At 53.0% G+C, this 23,344-nt stretch carries 15 protein-coding genes; 9 read left to right on the forward strand and 6 right to left on the reverse strand.

Annotated elements, in window-relative coordinates:
• Together dnaA and ispD are read left to right on the forward strand one after the other, a co-directional pair.
• Window positions 1–1,443, forward strand: a complete 1,443-nt coding sequence (gene dnaA / locus SH668x_RS00005; protein ID WP_437186654.1) for a chromosomal replication initiator protein DnaA — start codon at window positions 1–3, stop codon at window positions 1,441–1,443.
• A gap of 86 nt (window positions 1,444–1,529) precedes the next feature.
• Window positions 1,530–2,285, forward strand: coding sequence for a 2-C-methyl-D-erythritol 4-phosphate cytidylyltransferase (ispD, locus tag SH668x_RS00010; RefSeq protein ID WP_437186655.1), 756 nt, complete (start codon window positions 1,530–1,532; stop codon window positions 2,283–2,285).
• A 158-nt stretch (window positions 2,286–2,443) separates the two neighbouring features.
• Here the strand turns inward: ispD and SH668x_RS00015 are convergent, their stop codons facing one another.
• The gene (locus tag SH668x_RS00015) at window positions 2,444–3,223 is read right to left on the reverse strand and encodes a rhomboid family intramembrane serine protease (protein ID WP_437186656.1); all 780 of its coding nucleotides are present in this window, start codon (window positions 3,221–3,223) and stop codon (window positions 2,444–2,446) included.
• 346 nt (window positions 3,224–3,569) lie between these two features.
• Between SH668x_RS00015 and SH668x_RS00020 the strand changes: the two genes are divergently transcribed.
• Window positions 3,570–4,880 carry a hypothetical protein gene (locus SH668x_RS00020; RefSeq protein ID WP_437186657.1) on the forward strand — a complete coding sequence of 437 codons (1,311 nt, stop codon included), beginning with the start codon at window positions 3,570–3,572 and terminating at the stop codon, window positions 4,878–4,880.
• Window positions 4,881–5,445: 565 nt separating this feature from the next.
• Here SH668x_RS00020 and SH668x_RS00025 read toward each other — a convergent pair.
• The 4 genes from SH668x_RS00025 to aceE form a co-directional block, all read right to left on the reverse strand.
• Window positions 5,446–5,793: a luciferase domain-containing protein gene (locus tag SH668x_RS00025; protein WP_437186658.1), complete on the reverse strand. Its 348-nt coding sequence runs from the start codon at window positions 5,791–5,793 to the stop codon at window positions 5,446–5,448.
• Window positions 5,794–5,989: 196 nt separating this feature from the next.
• Window positions 5,990–6,688, reverse strand: a complete 699-nt coding sequence (locus SH668x_RS00030) for a pirin family protein (RefSeq protein ID WP_437186659.1) — start codon at window positions 6,686–6,688, stop codon at window positions 5,990–5,992.
• Between the two features lie 97 nt (window positions 6,689–6,785).
• Window positions 6,786–7,262: a MarR family winged helix-turn-helix transcriptional regulator gene (locus tag SH668x_RS00035; RefSeq protein WP_437186660.1), complete on the reverse strand. Its 477-nt coding sequence runs from the start codon at window positions 7,260–7,262 to the stop codon at window positions 6,786–6,788.
• Between the two features lie 203 nt (window positions 7,263–7,465).
• A complete protein-coding gene (gene aceE / locus SH668x_RS00040; RefSeq protein WP_437186661.1) occupies window positions 7,466–10,216 on the reverse strand; it encodes a pyruvate dehydrogenase (acetyl-transferring), homodimeric type in 2,751 nt (916 codons plus the stop codon).
• Between the two features lie 602 nt (window positions 10,217–10,818).
• On the opposite strand from aceE, the gene SH668x_RS00045 reads away from it, so the two are divergent.
• Window positions 10,819–13,908, forward strand: a complete 3,090-nt coding sequence (locus SH668x_RS00045) for a PVC-type heme-binding CxxCH protein (protein WP_437186662.1) — start codon at window positions 10,819–10,821, stop codon at window positions 13,906–13,908.
• Window positions 13,909–13,984: 76 nt separating this feature from the next.
• Here the strand turns inward: SH668x_RS00045 and SH668x_RS00050 are convergent, their stop codons facing one another.
• Window positions 13,985–14,257, reverse strand: coding sequence for a hypothetical protein (locus tag SH668x_RS00050; protein ID WP_437186663.1), 273 nt, complete (start codon window positions 14,255–14,257; stop codon window positions 13,985–13,987).
• Window positions 14,258–14,548: 291 nt separating this feature from the next.
• Here SH668x_RS00050 and SH668x_RS00055 point away from each other — a divergent pair, with 291 nt between their 5' ends.
• The 5 genes from SH668x_RS00055 (at window position 14,549) to mfd (ending at window position 23,228) form a co-directional block, all read left to right on the forward strand.
• Window positions 14,549–16,042, forward strand: coding sequence for a Gfo/Idh/MocA family protein (locus SH668x_RS00055; protein ID WP_437186664.1), 1,494 nt, complete (start codon window positions 14,549–14,551; stop codon window positions 16,040–16,042).
• Between the two features lie 276 nt (window positions 16,043–16,318).
• Complete coding sequence (ettA, locus tag SH668x_RS00060) at window positions 16,319–17,992, forward strand: energy-dependent translational throttle protein EttA (RefSeq protein ID WP_437186665.1); 1,674 nt, start codon at window positions 16,319–16,321, stop codon at window positions 17,990–17,992.
• A gap of 60 nt (window positions 17,993–18,052) precedes the next feature.
• Window positions 18,053–19,294 carry a DUF1015 domain-containing protein gene (locus SH668x_RS00065; protein ID WP_437186666.1) on the forward strand — a complete coding sequence of 414 codons (1,242 nt, stop codon included), beginning with the start codon at window positions 18,053–18,055 and terminating at the stop codon, window positions 19,292–19,294.
• A gap of 118 nt (window positions 19,295–19,412) precedes the next feature.
• A complete protein-coding gene (locus SH668x_RS00070; protein WP_437186667.1) occupies window positions 19,413–19,763 on the forward strand; it encodes a DMT family protein in 351 nt (116 codons plus the stop codon).
• A 207-nt stretch (window positions 19,764–19,970) separates the two neighbouring features.
• On the forward strand, window positions 19,971–23,228 hold the full coding sequence (gene mfd / locus SH668x_RS00075; RefSeq protein ID WP_437186668.1) for a transcription-repair coupling factor: 3,258 nt from the start codon (window positions 19,971–19,973) through the stop codon (window positions 23,226–23,228).
• Window positions 23,229–23,344 lie beyond the last annotated feature (116 nt).

A 23,344-nucleotide genomic window follows, 5' to 3' on the forward strand; every position in this document is an offset into this window, starting at 1 on the left:
ATGCTACCCGTATTGTCATCAGGCGGTCATGACAATGAAACAGTTCTCAATTCTGTTCGACAAGCTCTATTGCAGTCCATTGGAGTGCGACGGTACCAAAACTGGTTTGGTGGCGCGACTCAATTGGAGCTCAACGGTGCGCGGCTTACAGTGCACGTTCAAAGCCCATACATGGTCAAATGGGTTCAGAAGCAGTTTGAATCCGAACTCCTGAAAATCACTGCCAGTGTCGTTGGCCCGGACGTCAGCATTGACTACGAAGTTGGCGCTGAACTCACACTGACCCCCATCCCGGCATCTACTGCCACGGAAGCGAAATCCATTCGGCTTCCAACTCAGAAGAGCGTAGCAAGAAAGACTGCGGCTCCTGCAGCACAACGTGACGCCCGTGAAGTCGGCGGTCGCGCGAAAAGAATTTATTCACTGAACGACATCGTCGTCGGAGAAGCCAACGAGCTTCCCATGGCTGCGGTGCAACATTTCATTCAGGAACCGGGTACCGTTTCGCCACTGTACATTCATGGCAGTGTCGGGAACGGAAAAACCCATCTTCTTGAAGGAATCCGAAACCGCCTTCGCAGAGAGTACTCACACCAGCAGGTCCTGTTCCTGACTGCCGAACAGTTTGGCAACTACTACACACAAGCACTGGCGGCGAGAAGCCTTCCCAGCTTCCGTGCCAAATTCCGTGGTGTCGACGTCCTGTTAGTCGATGACGTTGATTTCTTCGACGGCAAGAAGGGGTTTCAGGAAGAATTCCTACACACTTTGAAGCAATTCGAAGTCGAAGGACGCCAGGTTGCTTTGACAGCAATCCGCCATCCTCGACTGCTCACCCGAACATCCGATGAGCTGGTCAGTCGGTTTCTCTCAGGGATCGTCGCACGCATCGAAGTTCCAACGGAAAAAATGAGACTGGAAATTGTCAGTCGTCATGCCACGCGTATGAAGGCACGATTTACCCAAGACTCAATGGAATATGTTGCCGCCAGATTTACGAACAACGTTCGTGAACTGGAAGGTGCTGTGAACGTCTTGGCAACTTGGTCGCAAATGACCAAAAACAAAGTCACAATCTCGTCCGCCCGGCAACTCCTTGGTCGATTGGAACGAGACTGTCTTCGGCTGGTGCGCGTCAGCGACATCGAAAACGCCGTGTGCGAGTTCTTTGGAGTTCCGGCGGAGGAACTCAAATCCAGTTCGCGTAAACGAACGATTTCCCAGCCTCGCATGTTGGCGATGTACCTCTCTCGCAAAATGACCCAGACCGCTTACAGCGAGATTGGACATTACTTCGGCGGTCGAAATCACAGCACCGTGATGTCAGCAGAGAAGAAAGTTCTCCAGCAAATCACCGAGGCGGAAACTATTCAGATTTCGACTGAGATCTGGACAATGCAGGATGTAGTTCAGACACTTGAAGACCGGATCAAGACCGCGTAGTCAAATTCATCTTCCAACTCGATGACCACCGAGCGGCATTTCCGAATGCCGCTTTTTTTATTGCTTCGTCCTGACGAGGTTCCCGTATGCCCAATTTTGCCATCATCCTGGCCGCCGCAGGTAAGAGCTCACGATTCGGCGACAGCCATCGCAAGAAACCGTTCATCGATTTGAACGGACGACCGATTTGGGTTCGAGCACTTGAGCCGCTGCACAGTCACCCGGACGTGACACAATCGATCGTCGTCGTTTCCCCCGACGACGCGGAATGGTTCAAAGAGAAATTCCGCCCGAATTTGGCGTTTATGAATGTCGATGTTGTCTGTGGCGGAAGTGAACGTGCAGACTCCGTTCAAAATGCCCTTGCGCATGTCAGACCGGATGTGGACTTCGTTGCAGTACATGATGCTGCCCGCCCGCTTGTCGGCTCTGATGACGTTGCGAGAGTGTTTAGCGCTGCGACCAAATCCGGAGCAGCAATCCCAGGAACTCCGATCGCCAGCACCATTAAGCGTGTACAAAACGGAGTCATTTCGGAGACAGTTCCAAGAGAGCAACTGTGGGCTGCCCAGACCCCTCAGGTTTTCAGCCGTCAACTCCTGATGGAGGCCTACGCCAAACGCGATGGTTTCGTCGCCACGGACGAAGCCCAACTGATCGAGCGCATTGGCCACCCCGTCTCGGTCGTCGAGTGTTCTGCAATCAACTTTAAGATCACAACTCAGGACGATTTCAAAATGGCACGCGTCCTACTCGACGCGATGCCTCAATCGAAGTCGCTCAAGAAGATCCATCCTTTTGAAGCAGACAATCCACATCTGTTTTCGCTCGGAGACATTTGAAGCGAAGCTCTTCTCAGCAACGCCTCCCGGTGCCTCCCCGTGGGATCCCAAATACCGCACCAGCGGTGAATTCGCTCCCACAGGAGGCAATTTCTTTTGAAACAGGCTTGTGTCGATTCGTTTCTCATCGCGGACGGCAGTGAGGCTGAGGGTCGCGATTAGAACTTGGAATTCCGAATCGGTTCGAGCGGCCGGAGGACACGAAGCCGGTCGAGAAGGAACGCCAAAATCGCTCCCACAGCAAATCCACCGATATGGGCCCAAAACGCGACGCCGCCGGACTCGCCGCCCGCCCCGCTACCAAACCCGGAGAAGAGCTGAATCGCGAACCAGAGCCCCAGGAAGAGGAATGCTGGAACAGCGACGATTTGCATGATGATGCCTAATGGGATCAGCGCCTGGACTCGCGCACCGGGGTACCAGACGAAATAAGCCCCCATGATGCCGGCGATCGCCCCGCTTGCTCCGATCGTGGGAATGCTCGAAGTCGTGTCCGTGAAATAGTGAATCAAACTCGCTGCAACACCACAGATCAAATAGAAGAGCAAGTACCCAAGGTGCCCGAAGCGATCTTCGATGTTATCCCCGAAAATGTAGAGGAACCACATGTTCCCGAAGAGATGCATGAATCCTCCATGCAGAAAGCAGCAAGTAAGAAGTGTCATCCAGGGCGGTACGGCGGATGGTGCTGCGGTCTTCTTTTGATACTCAATCATCGGCCCGCGTTCTGTCTCTACTCTGCGAGCGGAGACGGTAATTTCCACAGGCTTATCAGGGGCCGTCAGGCGAACTGGAATAAACCCGTAACGCTCGACAAGAGATGGCCCATCAGGCGACTCCATCGACTGGGCTAAAAAAACGAGGACGCACACCACAATGAGCAGGTAATTGACCAGTGGGGAAATTGTGGAGGGGACATTGTCTCGAATCGGGAACATGGACTGGTCTTCCTGAATGCCTCGGTCCTGTATCTACCTGCCTCAAAGAAGCTCTGGATTGTTCTTTTGAAGACGGTCCTACAGTCGCATAGGTCGCTATTCGGATTCAGGCAATCGTTTGAATTGCCGTACAGGCTATTAGCATTGAGTTTATCAGCACATTTCACACGTCAACGATTCAACTTGCGTTATTTGCAATTCTGACCTAACGTGACGCTGATTTTACCCTTATGATTTTGCGGGACAGCCCCCGCTCGACCAGCAGATTTCCAGCGTTCATTAGACATGCAGCGAGTCATTGATCACAAAATCAACTTGCAATGAGGGCCGCTGCAGAGAGAGTGTCATGTCAAGTATTCGAGCTGCGTTCCTACCCGGCATTATTCTGGGGATTGGTGTCGGGCTGTTGTCCAGTCACTTTCTGAAGCCGGCCTCCCGCGATGTCGCTGTTGACTACCAGACTGCATACCTATCCCAGGCAGCCAATCCGAGTTTGATTGGCTCTTTGAATCGAATCTCCCTTCACAACGACGATTCGCCACGAAGTGAAGAGGAATTTGACATTGAGTCTCTCGATGATTCTTCCCCGCTCAAGACTGCGATTGCGATCGACGCCGGGGAGAACGAGGTCATGCAGACGCAAAGTGATTCAGTTCCTCCCCCAATCTCCCCTCCGAGAGTTGCTGAACCCCAACCACTTCGTGCGGGTGACGCTGCTCCTCTCTCCACAAACACCGATCGAGATCGGGAGACCATTCGCGGTATCATCGACATCGAACTGAGTGATCTCCCGGCCGAAAAACGAGAGGTCTGGTTCGAAGCACTGAAGGAAGTGAAGAAGGAAGATGTCCCCGGCATATTGAAGATGTGGAAATTGCTCGGGGGTCCCATTCCCGGCCCTACCGGCATGGCCGATTCGTTTCTTCCAGCATCTCCTTCTGAAGTCGCGCCTTCTTTTCCTGATGAAACGATGTCACGTGACTCAGATCGCATCGCGATTCAACAAGCGATCGCGATTCACGAGCGGAACCTGCTCTTCGCGACAACCCCCGGATTCATCCCCAGCAGTGCATACCTCATTGAATCGATCGACGACAATGGCGATGTGAAACTTCGTTGCGAGTCTCGACTGGTGCTTCCTGACGATATTCACCTACGCACGGGGGCACTCCTCGACATTGCTGTGAGGGGCCCCGATTTCATTGCGGTCATCGACGAGAACGGTCAGGAGTACCTCACACGTTTCGGTCGACTGACGTTGAATAACGAATCCAAGCTATCCATGGTCATCGCAGGAAAGTCCTACGTCGTACTTCCGGGAATCCAGATCACGCAGTTCCCCAAGGAAGGCGAACTTCTTCAATTCGGGCCTGACACAGGTGTACGCATCGTTTCAGGAAAAGAGCGTCAGGAAGTGAAACTGCTCGGGGAGATCGAACTGAGAAGGCCGATGAACCTGAACGCTTTCGAGGTGAAAGATACGGTCCTGTTTCAAATCCCGGAGGGTCCGGACGGGATGAATGCGGTGCCGCACGGCTCACTCGGCACTACCAGTCGCCCAACCACAGCATCCATACTCCAGGAAGTGCTGGAGTTTCCTGAAATCAATTTGGAACGTGAAAAAGCAGTCATCCAATTGTTCAGAAGCAGGCTGTAACCGCCGGGGAGGGAGCCATTGTGCAAGTCTCTTCCAATGGTCACGCGATGATCAGTTGGGCTCCTGGCTGCGAAAGCTGAGGGGGGAGCAAGTTCGACGAACGCTCTTCACCTCAGACAAGAGCAGGGGATTCCCCGACTGGCAAGTTACATCAGGAGCCCGCGACGCCCCTGCCTGTCGCACAGCAGTCTTTCCTCTGAGTGCTAATTGAAGCCTCGAAAAAAACTGCACATTGGAATCGTCTTCACAAAACAGATATGAATGCATGACGCTGGTTCTAGTTGACTACTAACCGACACAACGATTCGAGCGGCGTTTCAAAATCACCACATTCGAGCTAATTCCAATATCGAGATCCGCGCTCGCGACATTAAGTCAATCACAGTGCTTTTAAGATTATTAATAGACACGAAAGAACTCGCTGGGCGCTAAACACTCGGAGTGGAGGACGGGCACGCAGCCTGTGATCTCCCATCAGGCAGCTGATTGCAATTCAGCCCCTGAGCATGAGCCGAAATCATAAGTCTTTTCGCAGCGCGCCTCGCCAGCAGTGAGCGAGACCAACTCAATTGGCACAAATCGTACCAAACCGATCTGTCCGATGAGGGAGCGCATCGTACGCCCGTGCGAGCACGCGAAGTGCCTGGTCAGTCTTCGACTGATCGCCGAGGAGTATCGTCACCCAGCCACTGGTCGGAATGTTCGGATGAGGCTCGGCGTCGCCAGCGAGCACTGACTGAATTTTCAGAGGTTTGGGCAGAAGGACATCGAGCGATCCATGATGATGGAGATGCCCAAAGACCATGCGGTGAAATCGAATCTCAGTCCAGCCAGAACGGTTCAATTCCAAAGTGACGCCGTCCCATGTCTGGACTTCCGAGAGTATTTGATCACTCACGTTAAACAGATCCATGGCATGTCCCTTTCGAATGAATTTTCGCGGGTCAAACCTGAGCAGTCCAGATCTGTTTTTTCGAGACCGGGCATTTTGGGCGATTTGTTTGCTCCTTAGAGGGTGCAGCAAACTGCCCAACAGGAGACACGGCAGACTGCGATTTCCACGCAATCTGCCGTGCTGGTCGATTTTTTATTCCACGACTTGAGAACAATCACGCCAAATCAAAAAGCATCACTTCCGAATCTTCGCTCGCAACTATTTCAAGTTGCGATTCATCACTCAGTGCTGCCCCATCACCTGCCGACAGAACATGTCCGTTACCGACGATCTCTCCTCGAAGCACCTGAAGCCAAAGATGCCTTCCGGCAGCAATGTCGTAAGCCACCGATGAACCGCTGGTAAGCCGACTCAAGTAAATGTCGACATCCTGCTGAACGGCGAGCGACCCGTCTCTGGCCTGCCGAGACGCCACAAGCCTGAACTGGTTTCGCATCGATTGATCATCGAACTTCTTCTGCTCATAACTGGGTTCGAGTCCCTTCTTCTCCGGAAGCAACCAAATCTGATACAGATGGAGTTCTTCCGTAGAAGAAGGATTGAACTCACTATGAGTAATCCCTGTGCCGGCAGTCATCCGTTGAAACTCGCCGGGCCGAAGGGTCTCCCCATTTCCCATCGAGTCCTTATGCGCGATTGCTCCCTCTAAAACGTATGTCAAAATCTCCATGTCACGATGAGGATGCGTTCCGAAGCCTGCACCTGCAGCGACGCGGTCTTCATTCATCACTCGCAATGAGCGGAAACCCATGGCTGCAGGGTCATAATAGGATCCGAAGGAAAAAGTGTGGTAAGTGTCGAGCCATCCGTGATTGAGGTGGCCACGACTTGCGGATGGTCTGATCTGAAACATGACTCTCACATACCATTCTAGTGAACATTTCACATGTAAATTATCTGGGCCAAAAAAAGGCTACCAATTGGTAGCAGCGACGAGGATGAATCCCCAATCAGGAATCCGTATCGACCAGGTGAACTCTCGCCTTCTCAAGCAACCGAATCAGTTCCTTCAACTCGGAATGAGTCAGGTGCCCGATCAACTCATGATGCAGTTCATCGACCGCATCATCCATCTGTTCCAGAAGTGCTGTTGCCTTCGGGGTTAACTGGATAAAAATCACGCGTCGATCCTGCACACAACGCTGACGACTCACGAACTCCTGTTTCTCCAATCGATCGATCAAGCCGGTAATTGCGGGAACAACCTGAATCATTCTGCTGGCAATTTCGAGACTGGGAAGCGGTGTCCCTTCGCCTCGAAGTATCCGCAATACGTTATACTGCGAGTCGGTGATTCCGAATTTGCGGAACAGCCGACCAAAGCGATTTTGGTAAAGATCGCTCGTTCGCAGCAGATTCAGGATGGCTTCCTGCGCGGGCTGCTCAAAAGGCTTTTTCTTTTTCAAATCCTTTTGAAGCTGCCCCATGACTTCCTCTCTCGATGATCGTTTGGCGATGGGTGATTTCTCACTCGACATAATTACATTACATGTAGACTATTGAAATGTCAATAGATTCTCTCTGGTGTTTCTTTGAGGCACAAAAACAGATCACTTTTCACTGCAGAAAACAAAAAGCGGCCGCCCCTGAAACAAGGGCGGCCGCTGGTAACCTCAACCGAACCAACTCACTACGCGAGGCGTGGGTTGATCTTCTCTGCATCCACTCCGAGTTCCTTCAATGCTCCAGGAAGCTTGGAAACCGGAAACGCATCGTATTCAGAGAGCGCCTGCAGCGTGGCGTACGCGGTGCATTCCGCGTCGACTTCGAAGTGACGTCGCAGTACCGGGCGGGTATCGCTTCGTCCGAATCCATCGCATCCCAGAACGGTGTACTTACCGGGAATCCACTGCCGAATCTGATCTGCCACCAGACGAACGTTGTCGCTGGAGGAGATGAATGGACCATGCAGGTCTGCCAGGGTCTGCATCAGGTAAGACTGACGTGGCTGCTCAGTCGGGTGCAGCATGTTCCAACGATCTGCGTCCATCGAAGCACGGCAGAGTTCGCTGTAGCTGGTGACACTCCAAACATCGCATCCAATGTCGAACTTCTCCTTGAGAAGCTTCTGGGCACGCAACACTTCGTTAAGAATTGTTCCCGATCCGAAGAGTTGAGGACGATGCTCCTGACCAGCGCCACTTTCGGTGCTGCGGAACTTGTACATCCCGTTAAGGATGCCCTCTTTAACGCCGTCCCCTTCGGGCATCGCTGGCATTTCGTAGGATTCATTGTACACGGACAGGTAATAGAAGATCTCTTCACCTTCAGTGTACATCCGGCGCAAGCCGTCCTGCATGATCACAGCGAGTTCGAATGCGAATGCTGGGTCGTAGGCATGCAATTGCGGAACGGTTGTCGCGATCAGCTGGCTGTGGCCGTCCTGATGCTGCAAGCCTTCTCCGTTGAGAGTCGTGCGACCGGATGTTCCTCCAACGAGGAATCCTTTCGCGCGGCTGTCTGCTGCTAACCAGATCAGGTCGCCGATACGCTGAAACCCGAACATCGAGTAGTACACGTAAAACGGGATCATGTTCAGGTCGAGATTGCTGTAAGCAGTCCCCGCAGCGATGAAGGAGCTGACGGCTCCAGCTTCGTTGATACCCTCTTCCAGAACCTGTCCGTCTTTGGCTTCCTTGTAGTACATCAGGTTGCCGTCGACGCGGTCGACAGGCTCGTACAGCTGTCCCTTGCTGGAATAAATTCCGAAGGTACTGAACATCGACTCCATACCGAAGGTTCGAGCTTCGTCAGGGATGATCGGAACGATACGATCCCCGATCACCTTGTCACGCATCAGACCTTGAATCATCGCTCCGTAGGCTTGGGTGGTACTTGCGCCCCCTTTGCCTTCGGTTCCCTTCAACTGCCGTGCAAACGACTTGTCTGTGAGCGTAGGGACTTCCAGACGTTCTTTGGTTGGAACACGTGACGGAACTGCGCCCCCCAATTGTTCACGTTTGGCACGCAGGTAGACCATTTCCTCGCTGTCTTCAGCCGGCTTGTAGAATGGCGCGGTTTCGACTGCTTCTTCCGGAATGGGAATACTGAATCGCTTGCGGAACTGCCTGAGCTCCTCGAAGTTCATCTTCTTATTGTTATGGGCGATCATACGGCCTTCACCTGCTTCACCCAGCCCGTACCCCTTGATGGTCTGGGCCAGAATGACGGTTGGGCCAGTCGTATGCTCGGTCGCTGCCTTGTAGGCTGCGAACACCTTCTCTGGATCGTGTCCGCCGCGACGCAGCTTTTCAAGTTGGTCGTCTGACAGGTGGTCGACAAGTTCGAGCAATTCCGGGTCTGTGCCGAAGAAGTGCTCGCGGATGTAGTCCCCCTTGGAGACGGTGTACTTCTGGAACTGCCCGTCGACGATGTCGCCCAGGCGTTTCACCAACTTGCCGTTCACATCCCGGTCGAGCAGTGAATCCCAGTCTCCCCCCCAGACAACTTTAATGCAGTTCCAGCCAGCGCCACGGAAGGCCCCTTCGAGTTCCTGAACGATCTTTCCGTTTCCGCGAACCGGACCGTCGAGACGCTGCAGATTGCAGTTCACAACCCAGATCAGGTTGTTGAGGTTTTCACGGGAAGCGAGAGTGATTGCTCCGAGTGATTCTGGCTCGTCGATCTCACCATCGCCCAAAAATGCCCAGACCTTCGATTTGGACGTATCTTTCAGGCCGCGATGCTCAAGATATCGCAGGAATCTGGCGTGATAGATGGAGCAGATTGGGCCCAATCCCATCGACACTGTCGGGAACTGCCAGAAATCTTCCATCAACCAAGGGTGTGGATAGGAGGAAAGTCCTGTACCGCGAACCGATTCCTGTCGGAAGTTCTCAAGGTGACTTTCATCAAGCCGTCCTTCGAGGAAAGCGCGTGCGTACATCCCCGGTGACGCGTGACCTTGGAAGTACACCATGTCCCCAGTGTGATCGGCAGTGCGGCCGTGGAAGAAATGGTTGTATGCAACTTCGTAAAGTGTTGCAGCACTTGCAAATGTGGAGATATGCCCACCAACGGCACCCGCATGGTCAGTCTTGCGGTTCGCACGGACAACCATGGCAGCAGCGTTCCATCGAATGATCGATTTGATGCTGCGTTCGATCTCCAGATTTCCTGGGTAGCGAGGCTGCTCCGAGAGCGGAATGGTGTTGATGTAAGGGGTTGTTGCCGAAAACGGCATCATCACGCCACGGTGATAGGCGCGTTCACGCAGATGAACGAGAAGTTGTTTGGTTTTTTCGGGGCCATAGCGATGAATGACATCTTCCAGAGACTCGAACCACTCTTCGAGTTCGACGGCATCAATTCCTTCCAACTGTCCTTCGGCTGCTGCTTTTACGGCAGGCTCCAGATCGTTGACAGCATCATTCGTGGCCATGTGCAATTCTCTTTTACTATTGAATGCAAATCATCCCGTCTTGGGATGTGATCGATCATTATGAAATTCCCCGGATGAGGAAAGGGCTTCTGCCCAACCGGGAATTTCAGTCCACTGACAGGAATCTCCTGAACCATGAACGGGAAACGGGGACCATTGCGTCGGCGCAATTCCGTTTTGACGACCCATTCTAACAGTCTTGGCCGTGATCAAAACCCCAGCTTACCCGATTTCAAACAGTGGGAGGGTGCTCCCAGATCCTATACGAAAACTGGTGAATTGCGAGAGCCTGCTTTCAAGATGCCTCAGAACGAAATTCAGCTCTCAAAATCCCGCATTTCACTGACTTCTCGACTGGGGAGAGGACGCCAGACCCGGGCTGCCCCAAACACAGCGAGAAACTAGAGAGACCTTTTTGCAAAAATCTGACCACCCATCCGACAATCCTGACTGATTCTACTCGGCAGAATTTGCGGTTCCCAGTAGCATGAACCCTTGTTTTGGCCGGTGCGATGACAATGCCATCGGCGAAACGGGAATCCCAGAGGCCCACAAGCGATGTCCTTTAAACTCTTCTTCTCGCCTTCAATCTTGGACTGTCGATGGGAACATTTCGGAAGCTCTTGATCCGATCCGCATTCTTTGTCGCATCTTGGGGTCCGCTGAACCTCGACGCTGACGCGATGGAGTTTCCGGCGCCGTTCAATTCCCGTGATGACGCTCAGGCGATCGCCACACCCCCGCAGACTGCGCTCGACTCGATCGAACTCAAAGCGGGGTTCCGATCGACGTTGTTTGCTGCGGAACCAGATGTTCAAAACCCGATTGCGATGGCATGGGATGATCGTGGCCGTCTTTGGATCGCGGAGAACTACACTTACGCGGAGAGCCGAACCCGCTTTGAAATGGGACTTCGCGACCGCATTATTATTCTCGAAGATGACGATGGAGATGGAGTTTTCGATCATCGAAAGGTCTTCACAGACCAGGTGCAGATGCTGACGAGCCTCGAAATCGGACACGGCGGCGTCTGGATCATGACTCCTCCCCACTTGCAGTTCATACCGGATGCGAATGGGGACGATGTTCCGGAGGGTCCGCCTCAGATCAAGCTGGATGGATTCACCGTCGCGCAGGCCAATTACCACAATTTCGCCAACGGACTGAAATGGGGCCCCGATGGTTGGCTTTACGGGCGGTGCGGGGGATCATGCCCCGGACTGATCGGGACATCGAGTGAGATGCGAGTTCCATTGCGTGGAGGGATGTGGAGATATCACCCGATCAAGAAGAGAGTTGAAGTTCTCAACACGGGGACAACCAATCCGTGGGGACATGACTGGACCGCTCTGGGAGAGTGCTTTTTCGTTAACACTGTGAACGGACACCTGTGGCACTCGATCGCAGGCGGGCACTACGTCAGCAATGGACGAAGCGATCCCAACCCGCGTGTTTACCAGATGATTGATCAACACGCAGACCATTGGCATTTCGACACTGGAACACACTGGACGAAATCTCGCGATGGCGCCGCGAATTCCTATGGTGGAGGGCATGCTCACTCGGGAGCAATGATCTATCTGGGCGAGAACTGGCCTGCTGAGTATCGCGGGAATCTCTTCACCGTGAACTTGCACGGACGGCGATTGAATCAGGAAATACTCGAACGCAGTGAAAGCGGCTTCGTCGCCAAACATGGCGATGACCTACTAGAAACGAGCGACCCCTGGTATCGCGGGATTGATTTATCGTACGGACCCGATGGGGGCGTCTTTCTTCTCGATTGGAGTGATACAGGTGAATGCCATGAAAGCACTGGAGTTCACCGCACAAGCGGCCGGATTTTTAAGGTCACCTATGGCAAGATGCCTCCTGCGGACCCGCTGAATCTCCGCGCCGAACCGGACTCAAAGCTTGTCAAACTCCATCTCTCCACCAACGAGTGGTTCATCCGGCAGGCGAGGCTGATTCTCGGGGAACGGTCCGCTGCCCAGCAGCTAGAACCGGAGACAATCAAAGAACTCACGACCCTTTTTCTTCAATCGCCCAATCTTGAACAACGAATTCGGTCGTTGCTGACACTGCATCAGGTCGGTGGGTGCAGCTCGACACTTCTTGCTGAGCTTCTCGAATCAAAACAGGAAATCGATCGGGTCTGGGCTCTCAGATTACTCACGGATGACTGGCCACTCGACGGGCCATTGGGACCGATCGACCTTGAAGAATCCGAGAGAACCCGAGTCATGCAGGAAGCGAAAAAGCTGCTCCCGACGTTGGTCGAACTCGCACGAAACGATCCTTCAGCTTTTGTCCGATTAACGCTCGCGTCCACATTGCAGCGACTCCCTGTTTCGCTTCGAGCGGAACTCGCCAGGGGATTGGTCACTCGTCAAGAGGACGCAGGAGATCACAACCTCCCCCTGCTGGTTTGGTACGGCTTGATCCCGGTAGTTGATGTCGATGCCGAGTCGATTCTTCCCGTCGTCGCAGCCTGCCAGTGGCCAATAACCCGAAGTTTCATTGCTCGTAGACTGACAGAAGACTTGGAGAAGAATCCCGGGCCGCTGGGAAAACTGATCACATTTACGGCATCTCAGAGTGACGACTTCCGCGTTGACATTCTGAATGGCATCTCAGAAGCGGTGAAGGGGCGAAAACGTGCTGTCCCTCCTGCAACCTGGACCGCTGCAACCGCAGTGATGAAGCGATCTCCCAATGCTCAGGTTCGAGAACGGGTGCGGCAACTCAACCTTCTCTTCGGCGATCCACAAGCACTAGAGGAACTTCAGCAAATTGCCTTCGATGACAACGCCTTGCAGAGCGAGCGACAGGCAGCATTGACACATCTCATCGATGCCCGACCTGCCAACTTGAAGCAGATTTGCCAACGTTTGTTGAAGGATCGAAACTTCAGTTTAACGGCAGCGAGCGGTCTAGCGCTCTTCGACGATGTTCAGATTGGCGAAGACCTGCTTCAGATCTGCATCGAAAGCAAAGACGATGAACGATCCCAGATGGTTTCCGTCCTGACGACCCGTCCATCGTTTGCGAAATTGCTGTTGAACGCTATTGAAAAGGGAGAGATCCCACGGTCTGACCTGACATCATTTCATGTACGTCAGATCCGCAGCATGAAGTCCCCGGAGCTTGATGCTCAAGTCCTCCATGTCTGGGGACAATTGAGAGAAACGCCCGAAGAAAAACTGAAACGGATTCAGGAACTAAAACGGCTTCTCGGGGACGAAAAACTCGGGAATCCGGATCTGTCGAATGGCAGAAAATTATTTCAATCGATCTGCAGTAAGTGTCACCGAATTTATGGGGAAGGGGGAGCAATCGCTCCTGATCTCACTGGGTCCAATCGCAAGAACCTCGACTACCTACTTGAGAACATTGTCGACCCAAGTGCAGTCGTCAGCAAAGATTACCGCCTATCAGTAATCGCAATGAACGACGGTCGCATTCTGAATGGTGTGATCGTCTCTCAGACGGAAACGACACTTACACTGCAGTCGCTACAAGAGCGGTTTTCGCTGGAGAAAGAGGCGATCGAAGAACTTCAGACAACCGAACTGTCCCCGATGCCGGAAGGTCAAATCGACCCACTCACGCACGAGCAAATCAGAGACCTCATCGGCTACCTGCAGCACTCTGAGCAGGTTCCGCTTCCGGAATCAGATTCCAACGAGTGAACGACACGCAAAGCTGACGTTCATGACGCACAGCTTTGCGAGTTCTCGAGTCCGTCTGAAGTTGAGTGTCTTCAAACTATTGAGCAGCATGACCGGATGTTGAGTTCACGTGCTTCAGGAGACGGTCAACAACAAGTTGCTGTTCTTCGACCTCCACCTGATTCTTGCGAATCCCAATGACCTCCAGAGCGAGGTAAGCAATCATTCCCGCAGATCCGCATGCAAAAACGTAGAATCCGAAGTCGCCCAGAGGCTGGGCCACTGAAATCCCAATCAAAAATCCACTGAGGATGAGAATCGTTGCGTTGCTGATCAGGGTGCCCGATGGCTGAGTGGCGGCGTCATTCATAGCGATTCCTTTGAAGTGGACGATTTTTTCAGATGACAATTGTGAGCCTGAAACGTTAGGTCACAAAACCGCATCAGTCAAAATTGAATTTTCAGATTTGAATACGTCACTGAAATCCGAATATACTACGTGATATCAATCCAGACTGGCGTTCAAAACCAACCGAATCGCAAAAGTGATTCTTGATCAATTTGCGATTCGGCCACGACAATGAACACGTCCGAACTGCCCTGTTGCTCGCAGTCGCCGATACTCACTCCTGAAACGGGCTTTACTCCAAGGAATCTGATCATGTCCCTTACGAGAAGATATTTCCTTCAGGCAGCCGCAGCTGCAACCGCTGGAAGCGTTGCTCTTCGTCGCAATTTCCTCCAGGCGCAGGAGACTTTTCAAAGTAAAAGCTCGAACGACAAATTGGGAGTCGCGGTGATCGGAACTGGAGGGCGAGGAGGTTCTCACATTGGCCAGACGGCGGGCCGCCTGGATGCAGAGGTTCTCTACCTGTGCGACGCAGACCTCAATAACGCCGGTAGTAAAGCAAAAGGTGTGGAAGACCTTCAGGGGCGTGCTCCCCAAATCGTTCAGGACTTCCGGAAAGTGCTGGAAGATCCAAACGTCGATATCATCACGACAGCGACTCCGAATCACTGGCACTCCTTGATTTCAATTCTTGCCATGCAGGCAGGGAAACACGTGTACGTCGAGAAACCGGTTTCGCACAACGTCTGGGAAGGACGTCAGGCTGTGGGCTGGTCTCGCAAGCTGGATCGTATGTGTCAGGCCGGAACCCAGGCCCGATCCAGCGAGAGCCTGAAGGCTGCAGTAAATTATGTGCAGGAAGGAAAACTCGGCGCGATCAAGCAGGTCATCGGAACTTGCTTTAAGCCACGAAAATCGATTGGCAAATTAACTGAGCCTCTCAAGATTCCGGCTTCAGTTGATTACGATCTCTGGTGCGGACCAGCAGCAATGGTCGACCTCTTTCGCCCGCAGTTCCATTACGACTGGCATTGGGACTTCAACACTGGAAATGGCGATATGGGAAACCAGGGGATCCACCAGATGGATATTGCCCGGTGGTTCCTTGGAACCCACCAGCTGTCGCCTCGAGTCACGAGTATCGGTGGGCGAGTTGGTTACGATGACGCGGGAAACACCCCGAACACTCAGATCGCGTACCACGCATACGAAAATGCTCCCCTCATTTTTGAAACGCGCGGATTGCCAAAGAAGGATCTCGACTGGAACACCGGGATGGACGATTACCGGGGGTCTCAGGTCGGCGTCGTGGTCGAATGTGAAAATGGGTACGTTTTGGTCCCATCGAATTACTCGAAGGTCACTGCGCATCACCACGACGGCGAAGTCATCGAGGAATGGACCTCGAAGGGGGACGTGACCAAGCTTCACTTCGACAACCTGTTCGATGCAGTCCGCTCCGGTCGGTATACCGATTTGAACGGCGACATTCTGGAAGGCCACCTTTCCAGCGCACTTTGCCACACGGGAGCCATCAGCTACATGCTTGGTCAGCCTGCAACTGCGGAAGAAATCCGCAAGCAAGTGGCGTCCATCCCGGTCTGGGCGAGTTCATTTGAGCGCATGGAACAGCACCTCGCTGCGAATGGAGTCGATATCTCCGATCCAAAACTCCACGTCGGACCGTGGTTGGAAATGGATCCCGTACAGGAAAAATTCATTTCGAATCCTCAGGCCGACGAGTTACTGACTCGCGAGTATCGAGAAAACTACGTGGTTCCCGCGGCTCCCAACACACAGGCGTAGTGCCGCGGAACACACTAGCGACTCCTGATGCACCGATCAGTGTCGCCATAAATCAGATCTGGCTGTCGGAAGAATTCCCTTTCGGCAGCCAGACTTTTTTCATGGTCGAGAATTTTCACCTCGATTTACATGGAAAATCGGCGTCCCGTCCGTTGGCTCGCTTGGAGCGGGCATCTATGCGATAATTCTACGGTTCGATTCAACAAAATCTCCCGACCTCGTCGGCGATGGTTCTCTCACAACTCTCCAATCGGCTTTAGTGCTCCCAGATTCACTATGTCTCAGCAATATATCATGACCATCGAAGGTCTGACCCGGATGTACGATGAGCGAGTCGTGCTCGATAACATCTGGTTATCATTCTACCCTGGCGCCAAGATCGGTGTTCTGGGAGACAATGGATCCGGTAAGAGTACGCTCATGCGGATCATGGCTGGGGTTGATAAGGATTTCATGGGATCTGTCCGTCCTGCGAAGGACATCAAGATCGGATACTTCCCTCAGGAACCTTGGCTCGATCCAACGCAAACTGTTGCGGAGTGCGTCGCCGAGGCTGTCGCTGAGTCCCAGGCGATCATGGATCGCTACAATGCCATCAACGAGCGTCTTTGCGAAGAGATTTCGCAGGAAGAGATGGACCAACTGCTGGAAGAGCAGGCGGCTGTTCAAGATAAAATCGACCACGGCAACCTGTGGGAACTCGACCGCACCGTTGAGCTTGCCTGCGACGCGATGCGGCTTCCCGACGGCGACGCCCGAGTTGAACACCTCTCCGGGGGTGAAAAACGCCGCGTCGCTCTATGCCGATTGCTGCTTCAGAATCCAGATATGCTCCTGCTGGACGAACCAACAAACCACCTCGACGCAGATTCTGTCGCGTGGCTTGAACGATTCCTGCATGAGTTCACCGGAACCGTTGTTGCAATCACCCACGACCGTTACTTCCTCGAAAATGTCGCTGGCTGGATCCTCGAAATGGACCGTGGCCACGGCTACCCCTACGAGGGGAACTACACAGCCTGGCTGGAGCAGAAACAAGCTCGCCTGAGTGTGGAGCAGAAGAAAGAGGACAAGCGTCAACGAGCCCTGAAGAAGGAACTCGAGTGGGTCCGGATGTCTCCGAAGGCTCAGGCGACAAAAAACAAAGCCCGTCTTCAGCGATACGAAGAACTGGCCGCTCAGCAGTTCGATGAACGTGACGACGCATTGCAGATTCAGATTCCAGTTACCCGTCCGCTGGGAGAACTGGTCGTTCGCGCAGAGAACCTGACGATGGCGTTTGGTGATCGTCTGTTGTTCGAAAACGTCAACTTCAATCTTCCCCCTGGAGGAATCGTTGGAGTGATTGGTCCGAACGGTGCCGGTAAGACGACGCTGTTCAAGATCATTATGGGATTGCAGGAGCCGACGTCTGGATCGCTGCGAATCGGTGATTCTGTTGACTTGTCATACGTTGACCAGAGCCGCGATGCACTCGACCCCAAGAAGACCGTCTACGAAGAGATTTCTGGCGGTTTAGACATGCTGGAAATTGGTAAAGCGAAGTTGCACGCACGTGCCTACTGCGGTCGATTCAACTTCAAGGGAACCGAACAGCAGACATTCGTTGGGGACCTCTCTGGAGGAGAGCGAAACCGGGTTCATCTGGCGAAGCTTTTGCGTTCCGGTGGAAACCTGATCCTTCTGGACGAACCGACCAACGACCTCGACGTGGAAACGTTGCGATCGCTGGAAGAAGGTCTGGCAAACTTCGGTGGTTGTGCGGTGGTTACCAGCCACGACCGCTGGTTCCTCGACAAGATTGCAACCCACATTCTCGCTTTCGAAGGGGATAGCCAGATCGTATGGTTCGAAGGAAACTACAAGATGTACGAAATTCAGCGTCGCGAGCGACTCGGCTCTGATGCCGATCGTCCACACCGAATTAAGTACAAACCTCTCAAACGCTAGTTCAACAGGACAGCGTTTTCTCCTGTTTCCATGTGATCAATCCAAGAAGAATTTAACGACATGCCCACATTGCGACCTGTACATCGCGCATTGGTTCCCGTCAGTTCAGACGCTGCCTACCAAGTGAGTGCTCCCAACTATGATGAATTCCAGACCGATCTTGAGGTCTGGGATCTCATTCAGGAGCGACCAGAAAACGTTCTGAAGATCACGATGCCGCACTGCCATGTGCCGAACTCAGCGGACATCCTCGAAGATGGTTGTGCCGATGCGCTCGCACATGCCACTAGCGAAATGCAACTCTTCAAAGCGAGCCCTTTGATGAAAGTTGTCGAGGAGGCTCTTTGGGTCTACGCCATTACTTCGCCCAAACGACCTCAGGAGCCACAGCTGGGTGTCGGCGGTTTCGGACTCACATCCGAGATTCGTACCGACAAAACCCCTCACGGGACAGTGGTCCGTAACGAAGGAATTCGCCCGGAAAAAGCGGAAGGGCGTGCTCAACTCTTACGCGCCACAGATGCCGATTTCGGCACAGTGAACCTGGCAGTGAACGACAAAGACGGGCATCTTCTCACAGCCTTGACAGAAGTGACCGGTTCACGTCCTTGCGATTTCGAAACTCTGGACGAAGACAAGAATCTGCATCGTTCCTGGATCGTCACTGATGCTGCGACCAAAGATCGACTGATCAAGTTGATTGGCGATGAACCAGCAGCATACGTTGCGGACGGAAACCATCGTAGCGCGGCAGCGGCCGCCATGGGCCTGGACCACTTCCTGACCGTTTTCTTCCCGACTTCACGTCTGGGGTTGGAGCCGTATAACCGCCTGCTCCCATTGAACGGATTGTCAGCCGCTCAGTTTCTGGAAAAACTGAACGCCCAGTTCTATGTAGAATCACTCGGGAAGATTCCACCATATCGTCCTGAAAACGTACACAAATTCGGACTCTACCTCGCCGGCGAGTGGTACGAACTGACACCGAAAGCAGGTTCGTACAATCCAGAAAACGCCGCTGAGTCAATTGACTCGGACATCATTCAAAGACACATCATCGATGCCATTCTTGGAATGGCGGACGCTCGGGATAAGCGAATCAACTACGTCGGCGGAAACAAAGACGCTGCTTATCTGGTCAAGCGAGTCGATGAAGGGGACTACGATTTTGCGTTGTCACTCGCTCCTGTCACCATGCCACAATTCGTGGATGTCTGCGAACAGAACCTGTTCATGCCACCCAAGTCGACATGGTTCGATCCGAAGATCCGCAGCGGCCTGATGATTGCGTTGCTCAAGTAACCGGCAGTCATCATCAGATCCTATTCAAGAGCACAGACATCAACGTCTGTGCTCTTTTTCGTAACGCCAAGATGTCCATTCTCTTTTCAAATTTTCAGTGCTTCCTGTTAGGCATCACATGAACTACTCAGCAATCGCGATTGTTGTCGTCGGACTGGTTATCTCGAACATCTTCATGACGTTCGCATGGTATGGTCATCTGAAAGACCTCGCTGGGAAGCCGTGGTACATCGCAGTCGTCATCAGCTGGTTGATCGCATTCTTTGAGTATCTGGTCCAGGTGCCCGCAAACCGGTACGGCAACGCCCAGAACATTCAGTTGGGACAACTCAAAATTCTGCAGGAAGTCGTCACACTCGCCGTCTTCATCCCATTCTCGATCTACTACATGAACCGACCGATCAACATCAATTTCCTCTACGCGGGTCTCTGCATGTGCGGGGCGGTTTACTTCATTTTCCGAAGCTAGTTCGCGAAGCGAGATCACACTTTGTTGCAGCAACGATCAGCCGTCCGCTGGATGTCACAGGAAGCATGCACTCTCTCCTGAGGCGAGAAAGTTCGAATTACGCGCTGCCAATTGCATCAGCAAACCCACATGCAACAGCATCAAATTTTCTGATACGGCTGGTCTTGAAAGTAGACCGGCCGAATCGGCGCTGATAGTTTTCTGGATATGGCAAATCAGTCGAGTGTCGTGAATTCGTTGCCAGAGCTGATTGGCACTCTCCGTAACGTCAAATCCTACAACAAAGTTGTTGAAGCACTGAAGAGTGGTTCGAGCGGGACAATTGATGGTGCGTGGGGTTCATCCTGCGCACTCGTCGCTGCAGCACTCTCAAAAGAGACCGACCAACCACTCCTGATCGTCCTCCCTCGCATCAGCGAAGTGACGGACTTTGCTGCGGATTTAGCAGCAATTCTCGCGACTCCCCCCGTGGTCTTTCCAGCTTGGGAATCACTTCCTCGAGAACACTCCGTCAAAGATGCCGTTTTTGGAGCACGTCTGCGGGTTCTGGAACAACTGGAGTCTGACACTCCTCCGGCGGTCATCATCACCGCATTCCCAGCGTTGCTGCAGCCCGTTCCTTCCCAGCAAGTCCGCAAGGAAGGGACAGGATTTCTGAAAGTCGGAGACGTTTTGAACGTCGAAGAACTGCTGCGTTGGCTTGTTGAACGTGGTTTCGAACGAGTTCCCAGCATTGAATCCCCCGGCGAGTTCTGCGTTCATGGTGGAATTGTCGACATCTTTCCACCAGCTTCCATCGACCCTATTCGAATGGAGTTGTTTGGAGACGAAATTGACTCGCTGCGTTATTTCAACGTTGAAACCCAGAGAAAAGTTCAGGATCTCAAGGCCGTCACACTGACTGCGATCGCTGCTGCTCCAGATGAGGATTCGACTTCGCGATGGGGAGATTCGAGCTTTCTGGAATCGCTGCCTGCGAAAAGCTGGGTAGTCTTCTCTGAACTCTCGGACGTCATTGAAGAGGGGAAACGTTTTCTGCAGCGACTGGAGAGTCCCCGTGGACTCTTTGGCGTCGACATGACGCTGGGACGTTGTACCGAACAACCAACTGTCAGCGTTTCTGCGTTGAGCGCCGGTAGCTTCGAAACAACCGCACATTTGCAGATTGAATCGATCGAACGCTTTACAGGCCCGAAGACAGAAGTCCTCCTCGAACTTGCGGGAGTGCTGCAAAAAGATGAACGGGTTCTCATCGCCTGTCATAATCAGGGGGAACGCGACCGGCTCAACGAGATCATCCTCGAAACCGATCCCAACCTGGCTCAAACGATACAACTGTGCATTGGGACAGTCAGCCGTGGCTACCGGCTGGTGTTCGCAAAGCAGATTGTCCTGAGCGACAACGAATTGTTTAATCGTGTCCATGTTCGTCATACGACACGCAAACAGAACAGTCGACTCGCCGGTCGAGCGATCGACAGTTTCCTGGACCTGAATGAAGGGGACTACGTCGTTCACCTGACACATGGAATCGGGCGATTTCATGGAATGCAACTCGTCGAAAAAGAAGGAAACCTCGAAGAGCATCTCGTCATCGAATTTCGGGATGGAGTTCGACTCTATGTGCCGGTGACATTGATTCATCTTGTGCAGAAGTATGTCGGGGCCGCGAAAACGACTCCCAAGCTCGCGAAAGTCGGGGGAACAAGCTGGGCCAAGAGCAAGAAAAAGGTGGCTGACGCTGTCTCTGATATGGCGGCGGACATGTTGCATTTACAGGCGAAACGATCGACTCAAGTTGGTCTAGCATGTCCCCCGGACAGCAAATGGCAACAGGAATTTGATGCCTCTTTTCCCTACGTCGAAACGGCTGATCAGCTCCGTGCGATTCAGGAATCCCGTGATGACCTGATGCAACTGCGTCCCATGGACCGACTGATTTGCGGCGACGTGGGATTCGGAAAAACTGAAGTCGCGATGCGGGCGGCCTTCAAAGTCGTCGATGCAGGCCGACAAGTCGCGGTGCTGGTTCCGACCACAGTTTTAGCCGAACAGCACTACCGTTCATTCACTCAGCGTATGGCTGATTTTCCGCTGCAGATCGCTGTTTTGTCACGCTTCAAGACGAAGTCAGAACAACGAAAAGTTCTGGAGAAACTTGAAACGGGAAACATCGACATTGTGATCGGAACGCATCGCCTTGTGTCGCAGGATGTGCACTTCCGAAATCTCGGGTTGCTGGTCGTCGACGAGGAACAGCGTTTTGGCGTGGCAACGAAAGAGATGCTCAAGCATCTCCGAATGAACGTCGATGTGCTCACCCTCAGCGCAACTCCCATTCCTCGAACGCTGCATATGTCATTGCTGGGAATTCGAGATATTTCCAACCTGACAACACCGCCGCAGGATCGACTTCCAATTGAAACCCGAATCTGCCGCTGGGATGCCGATTTAATTCGCTCTGCGGTGATGCGGGAATTCAATCGAGGAGGGCAGGTCTACTTCGTTCACAACCGGGTGTATGACATCCATTCCGTTGCAGACCGGATTCAGGCCATTGTTCCTGAAGCACGGATCGTCATTGGGCACGGTCAAATGTCTCCAGAAGAACTTGAAGAGAGCATGGTCAAGTTCGTCAATGGGCAGGCAGACATTCTGGTCGCGACAACCATTATTGAAAGCGGACTCGATATTCCCACTGCGAATACGATGTTCATTGATCAGGCCGAGATGTACGGTCTCGCAGAATTGCATCAATTGCGAGGTCGTGTCGGGCGAGACAAGCACCGCGCGTATTGTTATCTGCTCGTCAGTGAACACAAACTGCTCACAGGGACTGCCACGAAACGCCTCAAAGCGATTGAAGAGTTCAGTGAACTGGGAGCCGGATTCAAGATTTCCATGCGAGATCTCGAAATTCGTGGGGCAGGGAACATTCTGGGAACGGAACAGAGCGGGCATATCTCGGTGGTGGGATACGAGCTTTATTGCCAGCTTCTTGAAGATTCCGTCAGGCGGCTCAAAGAACTTCCACCGCGAGTCAATCCGCACGTCAACATCGACTTGCCGGTCTCGGCGTTTCTCCCGGCATCTTACATCCCGCCCGGTCGACATAAAGTCGACGTGTATCGGAAGTTATCATCGGTTGCCACACTTTCGGAACTTGCTGAAGTCGCCGACGAAATCCGCGACCGCTTTGGGCCACTTCCAGATGAGGCGCAGCGATTTATCTCTTTGAAGGAATTGGAGTTAATGGCCTACGCATGGGGCATTGACAACATCCGTCTGGAAGAAGATCGATTCGCCGTGCTCAGCTATCAGGACGCCAAACTCATCCAGCAGCTGATTAAGCGGTATGGAAGCGAGCTTCGAGTGGTCGATGCGACGAGCGCGTACCTATTGTTGCCGAAGAAGGGGCAAAAAGGGCCGGTTCTAGTCGAGTTTCTCAAATCCGTGTTGCGTTAAATCGCCTGTAAAAGGTAATAACCCAACGCCTTCCCTCGATCCAATGAGGTTCGGATCGGATTGTGCTGATGCCAATCGGGTCGGTTTGAGCAGCTGCGTTCACATCTGCTTCCCAG

Origin of the sequence: Planctomicrobium mucosum (assembly GCF_051466335.1) — a bacterium.
Lineage (GTDB): Bacteria > Planctomycetota > Planctomycetia > Planctomycetales > Planctomycetaceae > Planctomicrobium.

Bases quoted from the DNA above. Each gene is read 5' to 3' on its own strand.
- dnaA (WP_437186654.1), top strand. From the start codon at position 1: ATGCTACCCGTATTGTCATCAGGCGGTCATGACAATGAAACAGTTCTC.
- ispD (WP_437186655.1), top strand. From the start codon at position 1,530: ATGCCCAATTTTGCCATCATCCTGGCCGCCGCAGGTAAGAGCTCACGA.
- SH668x_RS00015 (WP_437186656.1), bottom strand. From the start codon at position 3,223: ATGTTCCCGATTCGAGACAATGTCCCCTCCACAATTTCCCCACTGGTC.
- SH668x_RS00020 (WP_437186657.1), top strand. From the start codon at position 3,570: ATGTCAAGTATTCGAGCTGCGTTCCTACCCGGCATTATTCTGGGGATT.
- SH668x_RS00025 (WP_437186658.1), bottom strand. From the start codon at position 5,793: ATGGATCTGTTTAACGTGAGTGATCAAATACTCTCGGAAGTCCAGACA.
- SH668x_RS00030 (WP_437186659.1), bottom strand. From the start codon at position 6,688: ATGTTTCAGATCAGACCATCCGCAAGTCGTGGCCACCTCAATCACGGA.
- SH668x_RS00035 (WP_437186660.1), bottom strand. From the start codon at position 7,262: ATGGGGCAGCTTCAAAAGGATTTGAAAAAGAAAAAGCCTTTTGAGCAG.
- aceE (WP_437186661.1), bottom strand. From the start codon at position 10,216: ATGGCCACGAATGATGCTGTCAACGATCTGGAGCCTGCCGTAAAAGCA.
- SH668x_RS00045 (WP_437186662.1), top strand. From the start codon at position 10,819: ATGGGAACATTTCGGAAGCTCTTGATCCGATCCGCATTCTTTGTCGCA.
- SH668x_RS00050 (WP_437186663.1), bottom strand. From the start codon at position 14,257: ATGAATGACGCCGCCACTCAGCCATCGGGCACCCTGATCAGCAACGCA.
- SH668x_RS00055 (WP_437186664.1), top strand. From the start codon at position 14,549: ATGTCCCTTACGAGAAGATATTTCCTTCAGGCAGCCGCAGCTGCAACC.
- ettA (WP_437186665.1), top strand. From the start codon at position 16,319: ATGTCTCAGCAATATATCATGACCATCGAAGGTCTGACCCGGATGTAC.
- SH668x_RS00065 (WP_437186666.1), top strand. From the start codon at position 18,053: ATGCCCACATTGCGACCTGTACATCGCGCATTGGTTCCCGTCAGTTCA.
- SH668x_RS00070 (WP_437186667.1), top strand. From the start codon at position 19,413: ATGAACTACTCAGCAATCGCGATTGTTGTCGTCGGACTGGTTATCTCG.
- mfd (WP_437186668.1), top strand. From the start codon at position 19,971: ATGGCAAATCAGTCGAGTGTCGTGAATTCGTTGCCAGAGCTGATTGGC.